The organism is Corallococcus sp. RDP092CA, from assembly GCF_041903675.1.
GTDB lineage: Bacteria > Myxococcota > Myxococcia > Myxococcales > Myxococcaceae > Corallococcus.
In genome coordinates this window covers 106,417-123,657 of sequence record NZ_JAYESI010000013.1, presented here as the reverse complement: position 1 = coordinate 123,657, position 17,241 = coordinate 106,417, and the positions used below count along the sequence as shown (strand labels likewise).

Here is a 17,241-nt window from a genome sequence, read left to right as displayed (position 1 = left end):
TCCCCTACACCCATGGCCCACCCCGCCGAGCCGCTCCCGCCGGAGCCTTCCGCCCCCCTGTCCTCCGTGCCCGACGCCGTCGCGCCGCGCTTCCGCTTCCTGCCCGCGGTGGGCACGTGGAAGTACCACCTGCTGCTCGCGTCGGTGGCCATCTTCTTCCTGGGCCCGCTGGGCGGCGTGGCCGCGTCGTACATGAACTTCAGCCTGGGCTTCTTCGTCGCCAGCCAGGTGCTGTCCGGCATCCTCGGCAGCGTCGTCACCTACGGCTACGGCGCGGAGGGCAAGCACGGCGCCAACTACATGCAGACGATGGCCGCGTCGGTGGCCTCGCTGTGCGCCATGTCCGTGCTCATCCAGTCCATGGTGTGGCTGGGCATGCCCCAGCCGCCCGCGTGGCAGCTGATGCTCTTCGTCGGGTGCGTGGGCATGTTCGGCGTGGGCGTGGGCATGCTCTACACGCCGCTCCTCGTGGACCGGCTCCAGCTGGACTACCCGTCCGGCTACGCGGTGGCCAACATCCTGCGCGCGCTCACGGACAAGCGCCTGCTCAAGGCCTCCATCGCGAAGCTGGGCGGCGGCACCGGCCTGGGCATCCTGGCCGCGTGGCTCACGGAGAAGGTGGCGGCCATCGCCGCGCTGAGCGTGAGCAGCTCCACGGTGGGCGCCGGCATGGTGGTGGGCAGCCGCATCACGGTGCCCGCCATGGTCATGGGGCTCGTCGGCTTCGCCATCACGCCGTACCTCCAGCGCATCGGGTGGCTGGGGCCGCAGGATCCGTACCGGAAGATCGGCTTCCTCGTCTCGCTGGCGATGATCTGCGGCGCGGCGCTGGTGGACCTGGCGCTGCTCGCGGTGCAGGCGGTGGACCGCATCCGGGGCCGCGCGCAGGCGCCGGCGGACACCGAGCCCGCGTGGAAGAAGGTCAACGTGCCCCGGCTCATCGCCTGGGTGGTGGGCTGGGGCGCGGCCGTCGTCGCGGTGGCCACGCAGGTGCTGCACCAGCCCGCGGGCTTCATCGTCTTCGGGCTCGCGCTGTCGCTCCTGTTCGTGCTCATCAACGGCATCGCCTATGGCATCAGCGACAACAACCCCATCTCCAGCGCCTTCGTGATGTCCGTGCTGCTGATGTCGCTGCTGGGCCTGAAGGATCCGCTGGTGGGCCTGATGGCGTCCTCCATCCTGCTCATCTCCACGTCGGTGGGCTGCGACATGCAGCAGGACCGCTCCACCGGGTGGCGCCTGGGCACCAACCGCGTGGTGCAGTTCCGCTACCAGGTGCTGGGCATCTTCATGGGCGCGGTGCTGTGCGTGGTGCTGGCGCGCGTGTTCATGGGCGCGTACCCCGTGCTGTCCGTCAACCAGCTGGACCACCCGGACGTGAAGGTGGGCCAGTGGGGCTCCGCGATGACGTACAAGTTCGTGGGCGCCATCCGCGACCTGGGCGCGCTGTCGGACCACAAGGTGAAGGCGCTGCTCGTGGGCCTGTGCATCGGCTTCACGCTGGAGGTCATCCGCAAGGTGGTCCGCCGCAACCCCGCCTACCTGCGCTTCGTGCAGGGCTCGCGCACGGGCTTCGGCGTGGGCTGGGTGATGGACTCGCTGGTGCTGGCCAGCCCCTACGCGACCGCGTTCGGCGGCTTCATCGCGCTGCCGGCGACCCTCTGGTTCGGCACGGGCGGCATCCTCACGTCCGTCTTCAACACCGTGTCCAAGCGCGTGCGGAAGGCGCCCGCCCCCGGGGAGGCGGTGCTGCCGGAGGACATGAGCACCATGTCGCTGGTGGGCGGCGGCCTCATCGCGGGCGAGTCGCTCTTCTACCTGTTCGTCGGCCTCGCCGGCCTGCTGGCCCTGCTGGGCTGACGCCCCCTGTCCCGGAGCGCGGCTTGACTTTGCGTGCCTTCGGGAGCACTTGTTGTCGCGTGAGCCTCGTCATCACCACCACCGCGACCCAGACCACCACCGCCTCGGCGGGCGTGGGTCCGGTGCGCGTGTCGGTGGCCTGACGAGCGCACGGTTTCCCGCCCCGCCGAGTTCCGGCCGGGGCGACCGTGCAACCTCACACGCCCCGTGTCCGGCCCCGGCTGCTTCATCCCGACCGACACACGGAGACGACGATGCTCGATGAACACGACCACCGCGCGCTGGGCCAGCGCCTGGACCTCTTCCACCTCCAGGAGGAGGCCCCGGGCATGGTGTTCTGGCACCCGCGCGGGCTGATGCTGTACCGGCTCCTGGAAGACCACGTCCGCCAGCGCATGCGCGACGAGGGCTACCGGGAGGTCCGGACGCCGCAGCTCTACGCCCAGCCGCTCTGGGAGCAGAGCGGCCACTGGGAGAACTTCCGCGAGAACATGTTCTGCCTGCCCGAGGGCGAGCGGCACCTGGCGCTCAAGCCGGTGAGCTGCCCCGGCCACATCCAGCTCGTGCAGCGCATGAACCCCAGCCACCGCGACCTGCCCCTGCGCCTGGGGGAGTTCGGGCTGGTGCACCGCAGCGAGCCCAGCGGCGCGCTGCACGGGCTGTTCCGCCTGCGCCAGTTCACGCAGGACGACGGCCACATCTTCTGCGCGGCGGAGCAGGTGGAGGCGGAGGTGATCCGCTTCGTGCGCTCGCTCAAGGCGTTCTACGCGGGCTTCGGCTTCGACGACGTGCAGGTGGCCTTCTCCAGCCGTCCGGCGCTGCGCGCCGGCGGTGACGCGCTCTGGGACCAGGCGGAGGCGTGGCTCCAGTCCGCGGCGCGGCAGGCGGGCCTCCGGTACGAGGACCAGCCCGGCCAGGGCGCCTTCTACGGGCCCAAGCTGGAGTTCGTGCTGAAGGACCGGCTGGGCCGCGCGTGGCAGTGCGGCACGATCCAGTTGGACCTGGTGCTGCCGGAGCGCTTCGACCTGCACTACGTCGGGGCGTCCGGAGAGCGCCTGCGCCCGGTGATGCTTCACCGCGCGCTGTTCGGCAGCCTGGAGCGCTTCATCGGCGTGCTGCTGGAGCACCACGAGGGCGCGCTCCCGGCGTGGCTCGCGCCCGAGCAGGTGGTGGTGGCCTCCGTGGGCGAGGGGGCCGCCGCGTACGCGGAAGCCCTGGCCGCGCGGCTGCGGCTCGCGGGCTGCCGCGCCCGGGCGGACGTGCGGGACGAGTCCCTGTCGAAGAAGGTCCTGGGCTCGCACGAGGACGGCGTGCCCTTCCTCGCGGTGGTGGGTGGCCGCGAGGTGGAGTCGAGGGGCGCGCGCCTGCGCATGCGCGATGGCTCCCAGCGCGACCTGCCCTGGGATGACGCCGTCGCGTGGCTGGCCGCCGCGTGCCAGCCCGCCGTGGCGGGCTGAGCGTCAGGACACGAGGCCCGGTGCGCCCTCCCCACGCGCGGAAGGGGGCGCCGGGCCCCTGGCGGCTCAGGAGTAGAGGCTCAGGTGCTCCAGCGGCTCGCCGGGCCGCAGCAGCTTGAGCGGCTCGGAGGAGACGTCGTCCAGGCCGAGGAGCCCCACCGCGTGGTTCTCGGCGTCCACGACGACCAGGCGGTTCACGTGGTGCTCCTCCATCAGGCGCTCGCAGGTCTCCAGCGGCGCGTCCTCCGGGCAGGTGACGAGCGGCGCCGTCATCGCCTCGCGCACGGGGGTGACGTCGGGGTCGTGCCCGTGGACGGTGGAGCACAGGAAGAGCTCGGAGTCGGTGAGCAGGCCCACCACCCGGCCGTGCTCGGTGACGGGCAGCGCGCCCAGGATGGCGGTGTCCAGCCGCTCGGCGGCCGAGCGCAGACACTCATCCGCGTCGATGGTCTTCACGTCTCTCTGCATCAGCTCCGAAATCCGCATGGGCAGGCCTCCTGGTGACGCGCGACCCGCGTCCCGGAGAAGTACAACCGAGGCACGGCCATCCCACCCATCGTCCGCGGGGGCCGCCGTGTCGCGCGGAAGACGGTTGGGGTGCCGGCCCCCTGCCTGCCTCCCTGGTATACGGTGCGACGCGGCGGCGGGTGGTGCATCCAACGTCGTGCTCCGGGCCCCGGGCCCGAAACGTGGAGGAGGACCCATGGCGGACAAGCTCATTCTTTCCGACGACGAGTGGCGCAAGCGCCTCACCCCCGAGGAGTTCCAGGTGCTGCGGCAGCACGGCACCGAGTACCCGGGGACGGGCTGCTTCCTCGGCACCAAGACGCCGGGCACCTACGTGTGCGCGGGCTGCAACAACCCGCTCTTCAAGGCCGGGACGAAGTTCGAGTCCGGCACCGGCTGGCCGTCCTTCACCCAGACGCTGTCGGAGGACTCCGTCACGGAGATCCGCGACGTGTCGCACGGCATGATCCGCACCGAGGTGCGCTGCGCGCGCTGCGACGGCCACCTGGGCCACGTGTTCCCGGACGGCCCGCCACCCACGGGGCTGCGCTACTGCATGAACTCCGTGGCGATGAAGCACGTCCCCGAAGGCAGCCCCATCGAGCTGGTCCGGGCCTGAAGCAGGGCGCGGAGCAGGACGCGGCTCCCCTCCTCTGCGAGGATGGGCGACCATGCGACGACCTCCCGCCGGACTCCGGGTGCTGCTCACCGCGCTGCTGCTGGGGAGCGCGGCCCAGGGGGCCCCGCCCCCGAAGGTCACCGCCTCCCCGCCACCCCGGGTGACGTGGCTCTATCAGGACCGGCTGGCCGCGCCCTGGGAGGACCTGACGTGGGCGGGCGCGCACGCGATGAACGCCCGCGTGGCGGGGGCCCAGGGCCGCCACGCCATCTCCGTGACGCTGGGCCCGTGGGAGGCGCTGTACTTCGGCCACCCGGGCTTCGACGTGTCCCCGGACGACACGCTGGTGCTGAGGGTGAACGGCGGGAAGGACGGCGCGAACGCGGCGGTGCGCGCGCGCGTCGTCATCGGCACCGAGCAGCCCGTGGGCGTGCCCCTGGGCCCCACCTGCGAGGGCGGCGCCATCCCGGCCCGGAGGTGGACCTCCTGTCGCGTGTCGCTGGCGAAGCTGCTGCCCGCGGGTCGCTCGCGCATCACCGGCCTGTGGCTCCAGGAGGACAGCGGCAAGGCGCTGCCGCCGCTCTCCTTCGACGACATCGGCATCGAGCAGCGGAGCAAGGCGGAGCCGAGCCAGGTGGCCGTGGCCAGCGCGGGGGTGGGCGCGCCGCCGCCCCCGAGGAGCGCACCGGGCCAGGGCGGCAAGTGGGTGTCTGGCTATTACACGGGCTGGAACGCGGACGACTATCCGCCGGAGAAGGTGGACTTCAGCGCGCTCACGCACATCCTCGTGGGCCGCGCCACGCCCAGGGCGGACGGCACGCTGAGCACCCAGTTCGACAACGACCGGGGGCCGGAGATCGCCCGCACGCTGTCGAAGCGCGCGCATGAAGCGGGCCGCAAGGCGCTGATCATGGTGGGCGGCTCCGGCGAGCACGACGGCTGGGTGGGCGCCGCGTCCGACGCGAACCGCGCGAGGTTCGTCCGCGCGCTGCTGAAGGCGGTGGACGACTTCGGCTACGACGGGCTGGACCTGGACTGGGAGCCCGTGGAGAAGGAGGACCGACCGAAGCTGCTGGCCCTGGCGAAGGCCCTGCGCGAGGCGCGGCCGAAGCTGCTCCTCACGTTCCCCCTCCACTGGATCAACACCAACTTCCCCACGGACGCGGACCCCTGGTTCGCGGAGCTGGCGACGTCCTTCGACCAGATGAACCTGATGTCCTACGAGATGATCGGCGCGTGGGATGGCTGGAGGTCCTGGCACACGTCCGCGCTGCGCGGCGAGCAGGGGCCGCACCCCACGTCCATCTCCTCCAGCCTGGCGCTGTGGGTGAAGGCGGGCATCCCCAAGGCGAAGCTGGGCCTCGGCATCCCCTTCTACGGGCTCGCGTGGCGCCACATCACCGGGCCCTACCAACCCTTCACGCACTGGTCCGACTACGTGGGCGGCGACAACTCGTTCACGTACAAGAAGATCCTCCGCTATTCGAAGCAGGGAAAGTACCAGTGGGATGAGAAGGCCCAGGCCAGCTACGTGACGTTCGCGCCGGACAAGCAGGTGGAGGACGGCACCGTGACGTGGATCTCCTACGACAGCCCGCAGGCCATCGCCGCCAAGGCCGCGTTCGTGAAGCAGGAAGGTTACGGCGGCACCATCCTCTGGACACTCAACCAGGGATGCATCGACCCTGAGTCCGGCGCCAATCCACTGCTGGACGCGGTGAGGGCGGCCTTCCTCCCATAGGCTGTCATCACGGGCCATCCCGCCCCTCCTTCCGGGTGGGGTGACTGGCGATGCCCCCGTCCCGAATCTCATGGCACCCGCCATCCCGGCGCGGTGTGAGCGCGAGCGCTCACGTTCCGAGGGAGTGCCATGCGAAGCTCGTTCAGACAGTGGTCGCCCGTCATGCTGGCCCTCGTGGTGTTCACGGGGCTGGCGCTGGCGACTCCTCCCAGTGAGCCACGAACGCCCCCGTCCCCTGGACTTGAGGGCTCGGAGCTCGGAGCCACGACGTGGCTCTACCGCGACCAGTTGGAGCCTCCCTGGCTGGACTACTCCTGGGGTCCTCACTCGCTGAGCGCCACGGATCCCGTCGCCTCCGGCACCTACTCCATCTCCGTGAAGATGGGGCCCTGGGATGCGCTGTACTTCGCGCACCCGGGCTACGACGTGGAGCCCGGGGACATGCTGGTGCTGAAGGTGCACGGAGGGACCGCGGGCGATGACGCGCCGGTGCGCGTGCGCGCGGTCATCGGCACCGAGCAGCCCATCGGCGTTCTCCTGGGCCCCACCTGCGAGGGCGGCGCCATCCGCGCCGGGCGCTGGACCACGTGCCGGGTGCCGCTCGAGCAGCTCCTGTCCGGAGGCCGGACGCGGATCAACGGCCTCTGGCTCCAGGAGGGCCGGGGGCGCGCGCTGCCGATGCTCTTCTTCGACGACATCGGCATCGCGCACCGGGACGTGCCCCCGGAGGATGTGCACATCACCGTGAGCCCGGAGAGCGCCGTGCTGGCGCCCGGTGCCTCCAAGGCGTTCACCGCCACCGTGACCGGGACGAGCGACACCGCGGTGGAGTGGAGCGTCGAGCCGCCCGGGACGGGGGGCACCATCACGGCCGCGGGGGTCTACACCGCGCCCGCGGCGCCGGGGACCTACCGCGTGGCCGCGCGGAGCCACGCGGAGCCGCGACAGGTGGCGAGGGCCGTCATCCAGGTCCAGCCCGACACGAACCCAGGCTCGGGCAAGTGGGTGTCGGGCTACTACACGGGCTGGAACACGGACCTCTACCCTCCGGACAAGGTGGACTTCAGCGCCATCACCCACCTGATGGTCGGCCGCGCCACGCCGAGGCCGGACGGCACGCTGAGCACGCAGTTCGACAACGACCAGGGGCCGCAGATCGCCCGCACGCTCTCACAGCGCGCGCACGCCGCGGGCCGCAAGGCGCTGATCATGGTGGGTGGCTCCGGCGAGCATGACGGCTGGGTGGGCGCCGCGTCCGACGCGAACCGCGCGAAGTTCGTCCAGGCGCTGCTGAAGGCGGTGGACGACTTCGGCTACGACGGGCTGGACCTGGACTGGGAGCCCGTGGAGCCGCAGGACCGGCCGAAGCTGCTGGCCCTGGTCCAGGCCCTGCGCAGCGCTCGCCCGGGGTTGATCCTCACGTTCCCCATCCATTGGATCAACACCAACTTCCCGGAGGACGCGGACCCGTGGTTCGCGCAGCTCGCCCAGTACCTGGATCAGGTGAACGTCATGACCTACCAGATGGTCGGGCCCTGGGACGGCTGGCTGTCCTGGCACACGTCCGCGCTGCGAGGCGAGCAGGGGCTGCACCCCTCGTCCGTCAGCTCCAGCCTGGCGCTGTGGGTGCAGGCGGGCATCCCCAAGGCGAAGCTGGGCATGGGCATCCCCTTCTACGGCGTGGCGTGGCGCCACATCACCGGCCCCTACCAGCCCTTCACGGACTGGTCCGACTACGTGGGCGGCGACAACTCGTTCACGTACAAGAAGATCCTCGAGTACTCGCCGTGGGGGACCGCCCAGTGGGACGACGCGGCCCAGGCCGACTACGTCACCTTCCCGCCGAACACGCCCATCGAGGACGGCACGGTGCGGTGGATCTCCTATGACGGCCCCCGGGCCATCGCCGCGAAGGGCGCGTTCGTGAAGCAGGAGGGCTACGGCGGCACCATCATCTGGACCGTCAACCAGGGGTGCACCGACCCCGCGACGGGCGCCAACCCGCTGCTGGACGCCGTGAGGGACGCCTTCCTCAAGTGACGCGAGGCCCGCGTCACCCTCAGCCCAGGGTGACGCGGGCGTTGCGGAACATGCGCATCCAGGGGCCGTCCTCGCCCCACTCCGCCGGGTGCCAGGAGTGCTGCACGGTGCGGTGCACGCGCTCCGGGTGCGGCATGGTGATGGTGAAGCGCCCGTCCTTCGTGGTGACGCCGGCGATGCCATGCGGCGAGCCGTTGGGGTTGGCCGGGTACCGCGTCGCCACCTGGCCCCGGTTGTCCACCCAGCGCGTCGTCACCAGCCCGGAGGCGTTGAAGCGCGCGGCGGCCTCCGTGTCGGCGAACTCCGCCCGCCCCTCGCCGTGCGACACGACGATGAGCATCCGGCTGCCCTCCATGCCCCGGTAGAAGAGGGACGGCGACGGCGCGATCTCAACGGTGCCCAGGCGGGCCTCGAACTGCTCGGACGCGTTGCGCACGAAGCGCGGCCAGCCCTCCGCGCCGGGGATGAGCTCGCGCAGCTGCGCGAACATCTGGCAGCCGTTGCACGCGCCCAGGCCGAAGCTGTCCGGCCGCGCGAAGAACTCGGAGAAGGCGTCGCGCGTACGCGGGTTGAAGAGGATGGACCTGGCCCATCCACCGCCCGCGCCCAGCACGTCGCCGTAGCTGAAGCCGCCGCACGCCATCACGCCGTGGAAGTCCCTCAGCGACACGCGGCCCGACAGCAGGTCGCTCATGTGCACGTCCACCGCGGTGAAGCCCGCGCGAGTGAACGCCGCCGCCATCTCCTGCTGGCTGTTGACGCCCTGCTCGCGCAGCACCGCCACGCGGGGCCGCGCCCCCCTGGCGAGGTACGGCGCCGCCACGTCCACCGCCGGATCGAACGTGAGCCTGGGCGACAGGCCCGGGTCGCCCGCGTCGCACTTCGCGGCGTACTCCTCCTCGGCGCAGGTGGGGTTGTCGCGCAGCTTCTGGATCTCGTAGCTCACGCGGGACCAGGTGCGCTTGAGCGCCACCGTCTCCTCCGCGAGCAGCTCCCGGCCGCCGCGCCGCACGCGCACAACCTGCGCGGGCGTGGGCCGCCCCAGCTCGTGGACGTGCGCGCCCAGGCCGTGGCGGGCGAGCGCCTCGCGCACGCGCGCCACGTCGGCCGCGCGCACCTGCACCACCGCGCCCAGCTCCTCGTTGAAGAGGGCCGCCACCGCGTCGCCGCCCAGCGAGGCCAGGTCCACGTCCAGGCCGCAGTGGCCCGCGAAGGCCATCTCCGCGAGCGTGGCCCAGAGGCCGCCGTCGGAGCGGTCGTGGTACGCGAGCAGCACGCCCGCCGCCTGGAGCTCCTGCACCGCCGCGAAGAAGCCCTTCAGCGCCGCCGGGTCATCCACGTCCGGGCACTCGGGGCCCACCTGCTGGTGCACCTGCGCCAGCACGGACGCGCCCAGCCGCTGCCGGCCCTTCGCCACGTCCAGGAGCAGCAGGCGCGTGTCTGCCGCCACGTCCACAGGCTGCGGCGTCAGCGTGACGCGCGCGTCCAGCACCGGCGCGAACGCGGTGATGATCAGCGACAGGGGCGCCGTCACCGCCTTCTGCTGGCCGTCCTCCTGCCACTGCGTGCGCATGGACATGGAGTCCTTGCCCACCGGGATGGCGAGGCCCAGCGCGGGGCACAGCTCCATGCCCACCGCGTGCACCGCGGCGTAGAGGTTCGCGTCCTCGCCGGGGCTGCCCGCCGCCGCCATCCAGTTCGCGGACAGCTTCACGTCCGACAGCTTCTCAATGCGCGCCGCGGCGAGGTTGGTGAGCGCCTCGCCCACCGCCATGCGCGCGGAGGCGGCCGCGTCCACCAGCGCCACCGGGGTGCGCTCGCCCAGCGCCATGGCCTCGCCCGTGGTGGACATCAGCGAGGACAGCGTCACCGCGCAGTCCGCCACCGGCACCTGCCACGGGCCCACCATCTGGTCGCGCGCCGTGTGGCCGCCCACGGAGCGGTCGCCGATGGTGATGAGGAACGACTTGTCCGCCACCGTCGGGTGCGACAGCACCGCGTGCGCCAGGGCCTTCAGGTCGGACGGGAGGCTCAGCGGCGCGTGCTCCAGCGGGCGCGACACGCCCTCGCGGTGCATGCGCGGCGCCTTGCCGAAGAGGACGTCCATGGGCAGCGCGATGGGCGTGTCCCCCAGCTCGCGGTCCGTGAGCGTGAGCACCTGCTCCGCGGTGGCCTCGCCCAGCACGGCGAAGGGGGCGCGCTCGCGCTCGCACAGCGCGGCGAAGCGCGGCAGGTCCTCCGGCGCCACGCCCAGCACGTAGCGCTCCTGCGCCTCGTTGCACCAGATCTCGACCGGGGACATGCCCGGCTCGTCGTTGGGCACCTCCCGCAGCTCCAGCCGGCCGCCCAGGTCGTTGTCGTGCGCCAGCTCCGGCAGCGCGTTGGACAGGCCGCCCGCGCCCACGTCGTGGATGGAGCGCACGGGGTTCTGCTCGCCCAGCATCCAGCACTGGTCGATGACCTCCTGGCAGCGGCGCTCCATCTCCGCGTTGTCCCGCTGCACGGAGGCGAAGTCGAGGTCCGCCGCGCTCGCGCCCTGCGCCATGGAGGACGCCGCGCCGCCGCCCAGGCCGATGAGCATCGCCGGGCCGCCCAGCACGATGAGCTTGTCGCCCGCCCGCAGCGGGGCCTTCTTCACGTGGCCCGCGCGGATGTTGCCCAGGCCGCCCGCCAGCATGATGGGCTTGTGGTAGCCGCGCACCTCCACGCCCTCCGGCGTGGGCACGTGCTGCTCGAAGCTGCGGAAGTAGCCGGCGAGGTTGGGCCGGCCGAACTCGTTGTTGAACGCGGCGCCGCCCAGCGGCCCGTCCACCATGATGTCCAGCGCGGACACGATGCGGTCCGGCTTCCCATAGGGCGCCTCCCAGGGCCGCGCGAAGTCCGGCAGCCGCAGGTGGCTGACGGAGAAGCCGGTGAGGCCCGCCTTGGGCTTCGCGCCGCGCCCGGTGGCGCCCTCGTCGCGGATCTCACCTCCCGCGCCCGTGGCCGCGCCCGGGTACGGCGAGATGGCGGTGGGGTGGTTGTGCGTCTCCACCTTCATCATGATGTGGGCCGGCTCGCGCACGGTGCCCCACTCGCGCGCCTCGCCCTGGGGAAAGAAGCGCTCCACCTCGAAGCCCTCGATGACGGCGGCGTTGTCCTTGTACGCGGACAGCACGCCGCCCGGGCTCTGGGCGTAGGTGTTCTTGATGGCCTGGAACAGCGAGCGCTCGCGCGGCTGGCCGTCCACCGTCCACGACGCGTTGAAGATTTTGTGGCGGCAGTGCTCGCTGTTCGCCTGGGCGAACATCATCAACTCCACGTCGGTGGGGTTGCGCTCCAGCTCCGTGAAGCGCGCCACCAGGTAGTCGATTTCGTCCTCCGCCAGCGCCAGGCCCAGCTCGCCGTTGGCCCTCGCCAGCGCCGCGCGGCCCCCGCCCAGCACGTCCACCCGCGTGAGCGGCCGGGGCGCGTGCGTGCGGAACAGGACCTCCGCGTCCTCCAGCCGGGGCAGCACCGCCTGCGTCATCCGGTCGTGGAGCACCGCCTGCACGCCCTCCGCCTCGTTCGCGTCCAGCGGCCGGCCGCCGGGGCCGGTGAGGAAGAACGCGATGCCGCGCTCCATGCGGCGCACCTGCGCGAGGCCGCAGTGGTGCGCGATGTCCGTCGCCTTGGAGGCCCAGGGCGACACCGTGCCCGGACGCGGCACCACCAGCAGCAGCGTGCCGGCGCGCTCGCGCCTCGCCGCGTGGGGGCCGTACTCCAGGAGGCGCTCCAGCCGCGCCGCCTCGTCCTGCGTCAGCGGCGCGGACGCGTCCACGAAGTGCACGAACTCCGAGTAGAGGGTGGCCACCGAAGGCACCCGCTCCCGGCAACGGGCGAGCAGCTTGGCGAGCCTGAATTCGGAGAGGGCCGGAGCCCCGCGCAGCGTGAGCATGAAGGTCCTTGCGAGCGGGTGACGGGAGGTAACAGCGGGGCCGTCCTTATCACCGCGCCTCGCGTCACAACGTCCGGAGTTCGTGCCAGCACGCCCGCACGGCACCCAGGTGGGTGAACCACCGCCGACGTGGGCCCTCCTCCGTCCCCGGCCTCCCCCAACACTCCCAGTCTTCCGAGAATTCACCTGACAGTCAGTGCTCCATGCTTTGCTCGCCAGGCTGCATCGATTCGTTTCGTCACACTGGGGGCAGGTCATGACGCGAAAGAACCGCTGGCTCCTCGCCGGCCTGACGTTCACGCTGTCCGCATGTGGTGCGGGCGGCCCCGAGGCCGAGGCGCCCTCCGCCCGCTCCGAGGCCCGCCTGGGCGACCTCCAGGCCGCGCTGGGGGCGCTGCCCGGCGCGGAGGTGCTGGGGGTGCACGAGGACGGCGTGCCCCAGTTCATCCAGGGCGCACTGGGCACGACGGGCCGGCCCATTCCCGGCGCCAGCGCCTGGCAGGCGCACGCGCTCCTGGAGCCCACCCTCCAGCGCGTGCTGCCCGCCTTCCGGCTGACGACGAAGGACGTGGTGCCCTTGCGCGTCCAGCGGGACGAGCTGGGCCACACGCACCTGCGCTACGCGCAGACCCTGGGCGGCCTGCCGGTGGTGAACGAGGAGCTCATCGCCCACGTGGACGCGCGGGGGCAGGTGTACGCGGTGAACGGCACCGCGCGCGGGGGCGAGCCCCTGCCGGTCGCGGCTCGCATCAGCGCGGAGGCCGCGAGCGAGGCGGCGCTGGCGGCGACCGCCGGTGGCATCGCGGAGTCCGTCCGGGAGGTGCTCGTCCGCCCGGCGCCGGAGGCGGCCCTGGTCCGCGCCTTCGAGGTGGTGGTGTCCGGCCAGCACTCGGACGGCCTGCCGCTGCGCGACCGCGTCTACGTGAGCGCGGAGGACGGCCACGAGGTGCTGCGCGCGCCGGAGATCCACACCGCGCGCAACCGCAAGGTGTGCTCCGTGGGCGGCGCGACCCACGGCTGGTGCCGGATGGAGGGCCAGCTGCCCACGGGGGACACCGGCATCGACACGACGTACGGCCACCTGGGCCTGTTCTACGATTGCTTCCTCGCGAACTTCAACCGCGACTCGTACAACGGCTCGGGCGGCCAGTTGGTGGCGCAGGTGCACGCCGGCGGCCAGTCCGCGAACGCGTACTTCGACGGCACGAAGCTGGTGTGCGACGACGGCAACCTGCCCCAGTCCGGGCCGCCCTGCGAGGACCCGGACATCGTCGTGCATGAGTACACGCACGCCGTCACGGAGAGCACGTCCAACCTCACCTACAGCGGGCAGTCCGGCGCGTTGAACGAGTCCCTGTCGGACATCTTCGCCGCCGCCTGCTCCAGCTGGGCGACGGGCACCTGGAGCACCGCGGCGTCCGTCTGGCAGATTGGCGAGACGGCCTGGACGCCGAGCACGCCCGGGGACGCCCTGCGCTACATGAACGACCCCGCCGCGGACGGCGCCTCGCTGGACTACGCCCCGGACGTGACGAGCGCCACGGACGTCCACTCCGGCTCCGGCGTGCCCAACCTCGCGTTCAAGCTGCTGTCCACCGGCGGCACGCACCCGCGCGGCAAGACGACGGTGAGCGTGCCGGGCATCGGCGTGCAGGCCGCGGCCCGCATCTTCTATTACGCCAACGCCCACCTCTTCACGGCCAGCACCACCCTGGCCGCGGCGAAGACGGCGACGCGGCAGGCGGCGGTGAACCTGGGCTACCGCACCGACGTCCAGGACGCGGTGGACGCGGCGTGGATGGCGGTGGGCGTGGGCGCGGTGACGCCGGCGCCCGCGTGCACCCTGCTGCCCAACAACACCACGGTGTCCCTGCTCTCCGGCGCGGCCAACTCGAAGCAGTACTTCTGCTTCGACGTGCCGGCGAACACGCCCTCCACGGTGACCCTCTCCAGCGGCACCGGGGACGTGGACCTCTACACGCGCTTTGGCGCCGCGCCCACCGCGACGACGTACTCCTGCCGTCCCTACATGGGAGGCAACAACGAGACGTGCAGCCTGGGGGCGCAGTCCACCGCCGGCCGGCAGTGGATCATGCTCTGGGGCTACACGGCCTACAGCGGCGTGAGCCTGTCCGTGCACTACTGACGCACCACCCGGCGCTCGCCCTCGCCGCGGCCCCGCGGGAGGGGGGCACCTGGGGCTGGCCTCCGTCCGGGCCCTGGGCGAAGAATGCGCGCCCGGGGCCGCTCCGGGCCTCCGCCGAGGTCAGGGGACCATGAGGGACGCGCGCGTCATCTGGTTCAACGAGCCGCAGACGCTGGAGGGCTTCGTGGACGGCACCCTGGAGGAAGGGATGTTGCGCGTGGGGGTGCGGGGGCTCACCCTGCACCGCACCCGCCACTCGCCCGAAGCAGCCACCTATCACCTGGAGTGGGCCGACCGGTCCTCCTGACCCCTTCCCTTCATGTCCTCCATCCTCTCGACGCTGCCCGCCCTCTACCAGGACCTCCTGCCGGCCTTCTTCCAGAAGGACGCGCCCACGGAGACGAAGGCCACCTGCTCGAACTGCGCCATGAGCCGCGCCTCCGCGCGGGCCACGGTGGATTCGGTGGACGGGGCGGAGCACCTGTTCCGGCCGGACACCAAGTGCTGCACGTACCAGCCCCGGCTGCCCAACTACCTCGTGGGCGCGCTCCTGTCGGATGACTCGCCGCAGATGGCGGAGGGGCGCCGGCGCATCGAGGCGAAGATCGACAGCCGCATCGGCGTGAGCCCGCAGTGGGTGAAGCCGCCGGCGAAGTTCAACCACCTCTACAAGAACGCGCACCAGTTCTTCGGCCGCGCGTCGTCGCTGCGCTGCCCGTACTACGCGCTGGAGTCCGGCGGCTGCACCATCTGGGCGTACCGCGAGTCCGTCTGCTCCACGTTCTTCTGCAAGTACGTGGCGGGCCGCGACGGCCAGCGCTTCTGGATGTCGCTCAAGACGTACCTGACGCTGGCGGAGTTCCAGCTGTCGCGCCACGCGCTGCTCCAGCTGATGCCGGAGTTCCTCCTGGAGGGCCGCGACAAGGCGGAGGTGGCCAGCGGCCCGCTGTCCGTGGAGGACCTGGACGACGCGGCGCCCCCGGCGAAGGTGTACGCCGCGCTCTGGCAGGGGTACGCCGGGCTGGAGAAGGACTTCTACCGCGCCTGCTACGACGCCGTGCGCGCCGTGTCCCGGGACGGGCTGGAGCGGATGCTGGGCCTGGACGGCACCATCGAGCAGAAGGTGCTGGAGAACCTGCACACGAGCGCCACCGCGCCCTCGCTGCCGCGCGTCCTGCGCTTCAACCCGGACGCCACGGTGAAGTGGCTGCCGGACGGCAGCGTGGCGCTGGGCTCGTACAGCGAATACGACGCGGTGGCGCTGCCCGGCGAGGCCTACGCGCTGCTGGTGGAGTTCACCGGCCAGAAGCCCGTGGAGGCCGTCCGCCAGCACCTGCGCGACCACCGGCAGGCGGACCTGGATCCGGACATCCTCCTGGAGCTGTACCGGCACCGCATCCTCACCGAGCCCTGAGCCCGGTCAGGGCTGGCCCGCGAAGGCGCCCACGTCGCGCAGCCAGCGGGCGATCTTCTGGGTGCGCTCCCACGCGGGCTCGGCGGCGACCAGGTGCTCCGCCAGCCACGCGCTGAAGGCCGGGTCGCCCGCGCGCAGCCACGCGGCGGACTCGGCCAGCTCATGGGCGGTGGCCTCCCACGCGCGGCGCATGGCGCTGGCCACGGCCATCAGCTCCGCGATGCAGCGGGTGAACACCTCCATGCCCACCGTGACTTCGTTCGCGGTGTCGCCGCAGGACAGGGCCAGCGCGCGCAGGTGGCCCAGGTCCTTGAGCAGCCCCTGCTCCAAGGCCGCGGCGGTGCCCAGGCGGGCCTGGGCGGCGCGCTGGAGCAGCTCCACGTCCTCGCAGAGCTGGTGGAAGGCCACGTCGTCCCCCGCGGGGAAGCCGCCCAGGCGGCGCAGGCGCACGCCCACGGCCTGCCACAGGTTGCAGAAGACGAGCACCTCGTCGACGCCGCGGCGCACGTGCGGGGGGATGTGGTCCAGGAAGTCCACCACGCTCGCGCGGGCCTCGCGGAGGTAGGCGTCGCCCTTGGGCGAGTTCTCCACCACGCCGCGCGCCAGCTGGAGCACGCGCCAGGCCCACTGGAGGGCGCGCTCGGAGGTGGTGAAGAGCACCTCCACGCCGGTGCCCAGGGCCCCCGCGGCGTAGCTGGTGTCGGCGGTCGTCGGGGAGGGCACGGACGCGGGTCCCGCGTCCCCGGCGCGCGCCTCGGGTGGGCGGGCAGCCCGTGGCCCCGCGTCCTCGCCGTCGGTGCCGGGCCCGGGCTCGCGCGGCCCCGGCACCGTGTGCTCACGCCCCATGTGCCTCTTCACCCTCGTTCGCCGGAGAAAGCGTCCTCCTTCCGAATATCGCACGCTTCCCGGGGCCTCCAGGCCAGGATGCGCGGACGTGAGATGCACCACAAGGTGCCCATCCCCTCATCCAGGATGGGCACCTCGCGATGTCCGGCACTGCGCACCCTCACACGCTCAGTGCAGGGTGGGATTGTGCTTCAGGCGGCTGAGCCGATCATGCGTCTGCTTCTGGGCCGGAAGGAGCTGCTGACGCGCGAAGCTGCGCGCCTCGCCGTGGAGCTTGGCCACGTCGCGGTTGTAGTCCGCCAGGCCGTGGTCCTCGCCCTGCTCCAGCGCGTCGATGGCGGCCTTCTCCCCCAGCAGGTCGGCCCCGCCCTGGACGATCTTCGCGAAGGCCCCCCAGACGCCGGAGCTCTCCGCCGGGCTGCCGCCCAGCTTCTCGATGCGCTCCTTGAGCGCGTCGACGCGGGCCTCGTGGTCATGGAGGCAGGCATCCACCTCGGTCCGGGCGATGTCGCTCTTCATGTGCTTGCTCGCCTGCCGGTAGGTCTCCACGGCGGACAGCTCACCGCGCAGGAAGGAGTTCAGCGTCTCGATGTCCGTGTTCGCCATGACGTCATCTCCTTGGTTCCGGTGAATGAACTCGACTGGCGCAAAGGTGGTGCGCCGCGGCGAGCCGGCAACGCGCGCTGGCCTCCTCG

At 72.1% G+C, this 17,241-nt stretch carries 12 protein-coding genes; 8 read left to right on the top strand and 4 right to left on the bottom strand.

The features are described 5' to 3' along the window. The first annotated feature begins 12 nt into the window (after positions 1-12). Together U8525_RS16490 and thrS are read left to right on the top strand one after the other, a co-directional pair. The gene (locus U8525_RS16490; RefSeq protein ID WP_374266687.1) at positions 13-1,860 is read left to right on the top strand and encodes an OPT/YSL family transporter; all 1,848 of its coding nucleotides are present in this window, start codon (positions 13-15) and stop codon (positions 1,858-1,860) included. 254 nt (positions 1,861-2,114) lie between these two features. Further along, positions 2,115-3,317: a threonine--tRNA ligase gene (thrS, locus tag U8525_RS16485; protein ID WP_374266685.1), complete on the top strand. Its 1,203-nt coding sequence runs from the start codon at positions 2,115-2,117 to the stop codon at positions 3,315-3,317. 66 nt (positions 3,318-3,383) lie between these two features. On the opposite strand, the gene U8525_RS16480 is transcribed toward thrS, so the two are convergent. Next, entirely contained in the window at positions 3,384-3,803 is a 420-nt protein-coding gene (locus U8525_RS16480; protein ID WP_374266683.1) for a CBS domain-containing protein, read from the bottom strand. 217 nt (positions 3,804-4,020) lie between these two features. Here U8525_RS16480 and msrB point away from each other — a divergent pair, with 217 nt between their 5' ends. The 3 genes from msrB to U8525_RS16465 all read left to right on the top strand — a co-directional run bounded on the left by msrB (position 4,021) and on the right by U8525_RS16465 (position 8,224). After that, entirely contained in the window at positions 4,021-4,443 is a 423-nt protein-coding gene (msrB, locus tag U8525_RS16475; protein WP_374266681.1) for a peptide-methionine (R)-S-oxide reductase MsrB, read from the top strand. Between the two features lie 52 nt (positions 4,444-4,495). Continuing rightward, the gene (locus U8525_RS16470) at positions 4,496-6,184 is read left to right on the top strand and encodes a glycoside hydrolase family 18 protein (RefSeq protein ID WP_374266679.1); all 1,689 of its coding nucleotides are present in this window, start codon (positions 4,496-4,498) and stop codon (positions 6,182-6,184) included. A gap of 129 nt (positions 6,185-6,313) precedes the next feature. Then, positions 6,314-8,224 (top strand): glycosyl hydrolase family 18 protein, encoded by a 1,911-nt coding sequence (locus U8525_RS16465; RefSeq protein ID WP_374266677.1) that lies wholly within the window; start codon positions 6,314-6,316, stop codon positions 8,222-8,224. A 19-nt stretch (positions 8,225-8,243) separates the two neighbouring features. Here the strand turns inward: U8525_RS16465 and purL are convergent, their stop codons facing one another. After that, positions 8,244-12,140, bottom strand: a complete 3,897-nt coding sequence (purL, locus tag U8525_RS16460) for a phosphoribosylformylglycinamidine synthase (RefSeq protein WP_374266675.1) — start codon at positions 12,138-12,140, stop codon at positions 8,244-8,246. Positions 12,141-12,396: 256 nt separating this feature from the next. Between purL and U8525_RS16455 the strand changes: the two genes are divergently transcribed. From U8525_RS16455 to U8525_RS16445, 3 genes are all read left to right on the top strand, one after another. Next, entirely contained in the window at positions 12,397-14,286 is a 1,890-nt protein-coding gene (locus tag U8525_RS16455; RefSeq protein ID WP_374266672.1) for a M4 family metallopeptidase, read from the top strand. Between the two features lie 130 nt (positions 14,287-14,416). Next, entirely contained in the window at positions 14,417-14,593 is a 177-nt protein-coding gene (locus U8525_RS16450) for a DUF2378 family protein (RefSeq protein ID WP_374266670.1), read from the top strand. A 12-nt stretch (positions 14,594-14,605) separates the two neighbouring features. Then, entirely contained in the window at positions 14,606-15,700 is a 1,095-nt protein-coding gene (locus U8525_RS16445; RefSeq protein ID WP_374266668.1) for a hypothetical protein, read from the top strand. 6 nt (positions 15,701-15,706) lie between these two features. Here U8525_RS16445 and U8525_RS16440 read toward each other — a convergent pair whose 3' ends face one another. Both U8525_RS16440 and U8525_RS16435 read right to left on the bottom strand, forming a co-directional pair. Beyond that, positions 15,707-16,546: a hypothetical protein gene (locus tag U8525_RS16440; RefSeq protein WP_374266666.1), complete on the bottom strand. Its 840-nt coding sequence runs from the start codon at positions 16,544-16,546 to the stop codon at positions 15,707-15,709. Positions 16,547-16,714: 168 nt separating this feature from the next. After that, the gene (locus U8525_RS16435; RefSeq protein WP_374266664.1) at positions 16,715-17,152 is read right to left on the bottom strand and encodes a DUF2383 domain-containing protein; all 438 of its coding nucleotides are present in this window, start codon (positions 17,150-17,152) and stop codon (positions 16,715-16,717) included. Positions 17,153-17,241 lie beyond the last annotated feature (89 nt).

Bases quoted from the DNA above. Each gene is read 5' to 3' on its own strand.
- U8525_RS16480 (WP_374266683.1), bottom strand. From the start codon at position 3,803: ATGCGGATTTCGGAGCTGATGCAGAGAGACGTGAAGACCATCGACGCG.
- U8525_RS16455 (WP_374266672.1), top strand. From the start codon at position 12,397: ATGACGCGAAAGAACCGCTGGCTCCTCGCCGGCCTGACGTTCACGCTG.
- U8525_RS16435 (WP_374266664.1), bottom strand. From the start codon at position 17,152: ATGGCGAACACGGACATCGAGACGCTGAACTCCTTCCTGCGCGGTGAG.
- purL (WP_374266675.1), bottom strand. From the start codon at position 12,140: ATGCTCACGCTGCGCGGGGCTCCGGCCCTCTCCGAATTCAGGCTCGCC.
- U8525_RS16465 (WP_374266677.1), top strand. From the start codon at position 6,314: ATGCGAAGCTCGTTCAGACAGTGGTCGCCCGTCATGCTGGCCCTCGTG.
- U8525_RS16445 (WP_374266668.1), top strand. From the start codon at position 14,606: ATGTCCTCCATCCTCTCGACGCTGCCCGCCCTCTACCAGGACCTCCTG.
- U8525_RS16470 (WP_374266679.1), top strand. From the start codon at position 4,496: ATGCGACGACCTCCCGCCGGACTCCGGGTGCTGCTCACCGCGCTGCTG.
- thrS (WP_374266685.1), top strand. From the start codon at position 2,115: ATGCTCGATGAACACGACCACCGCGCGCTGGGCCAGCGCCTGGACCTC.
- U8525_RS16450 (WP_374266670.1), top strand. From the start codon at position 14,417: ATGAGGGACGCGCGCGTCATCTGGTTCAACGAGCCGCAGACGCTGGAG.
- msrB (WP_374266681.1), top strand. From the start codon at position 4,021: ATGGCGGACAAGCTCATTCTTTCCGACGACGAGTGGCGCAAGCGCCTC.
- U8525_RS16490 (WP_374266687.1), top strand. From the start codon at position 13: ATGGCCCACCCCGCCGAGCCGCTCCCGCCGGAGCCTTCCGCCCCCCTG.
- U8525_RS16440 (WP_374266666.1), bottom strand. From the start codon at position 16,546: ATGGGGCGTGAGCACACGGTGCCGGGGCCGCGCGAGCCCGGGCCCGGC.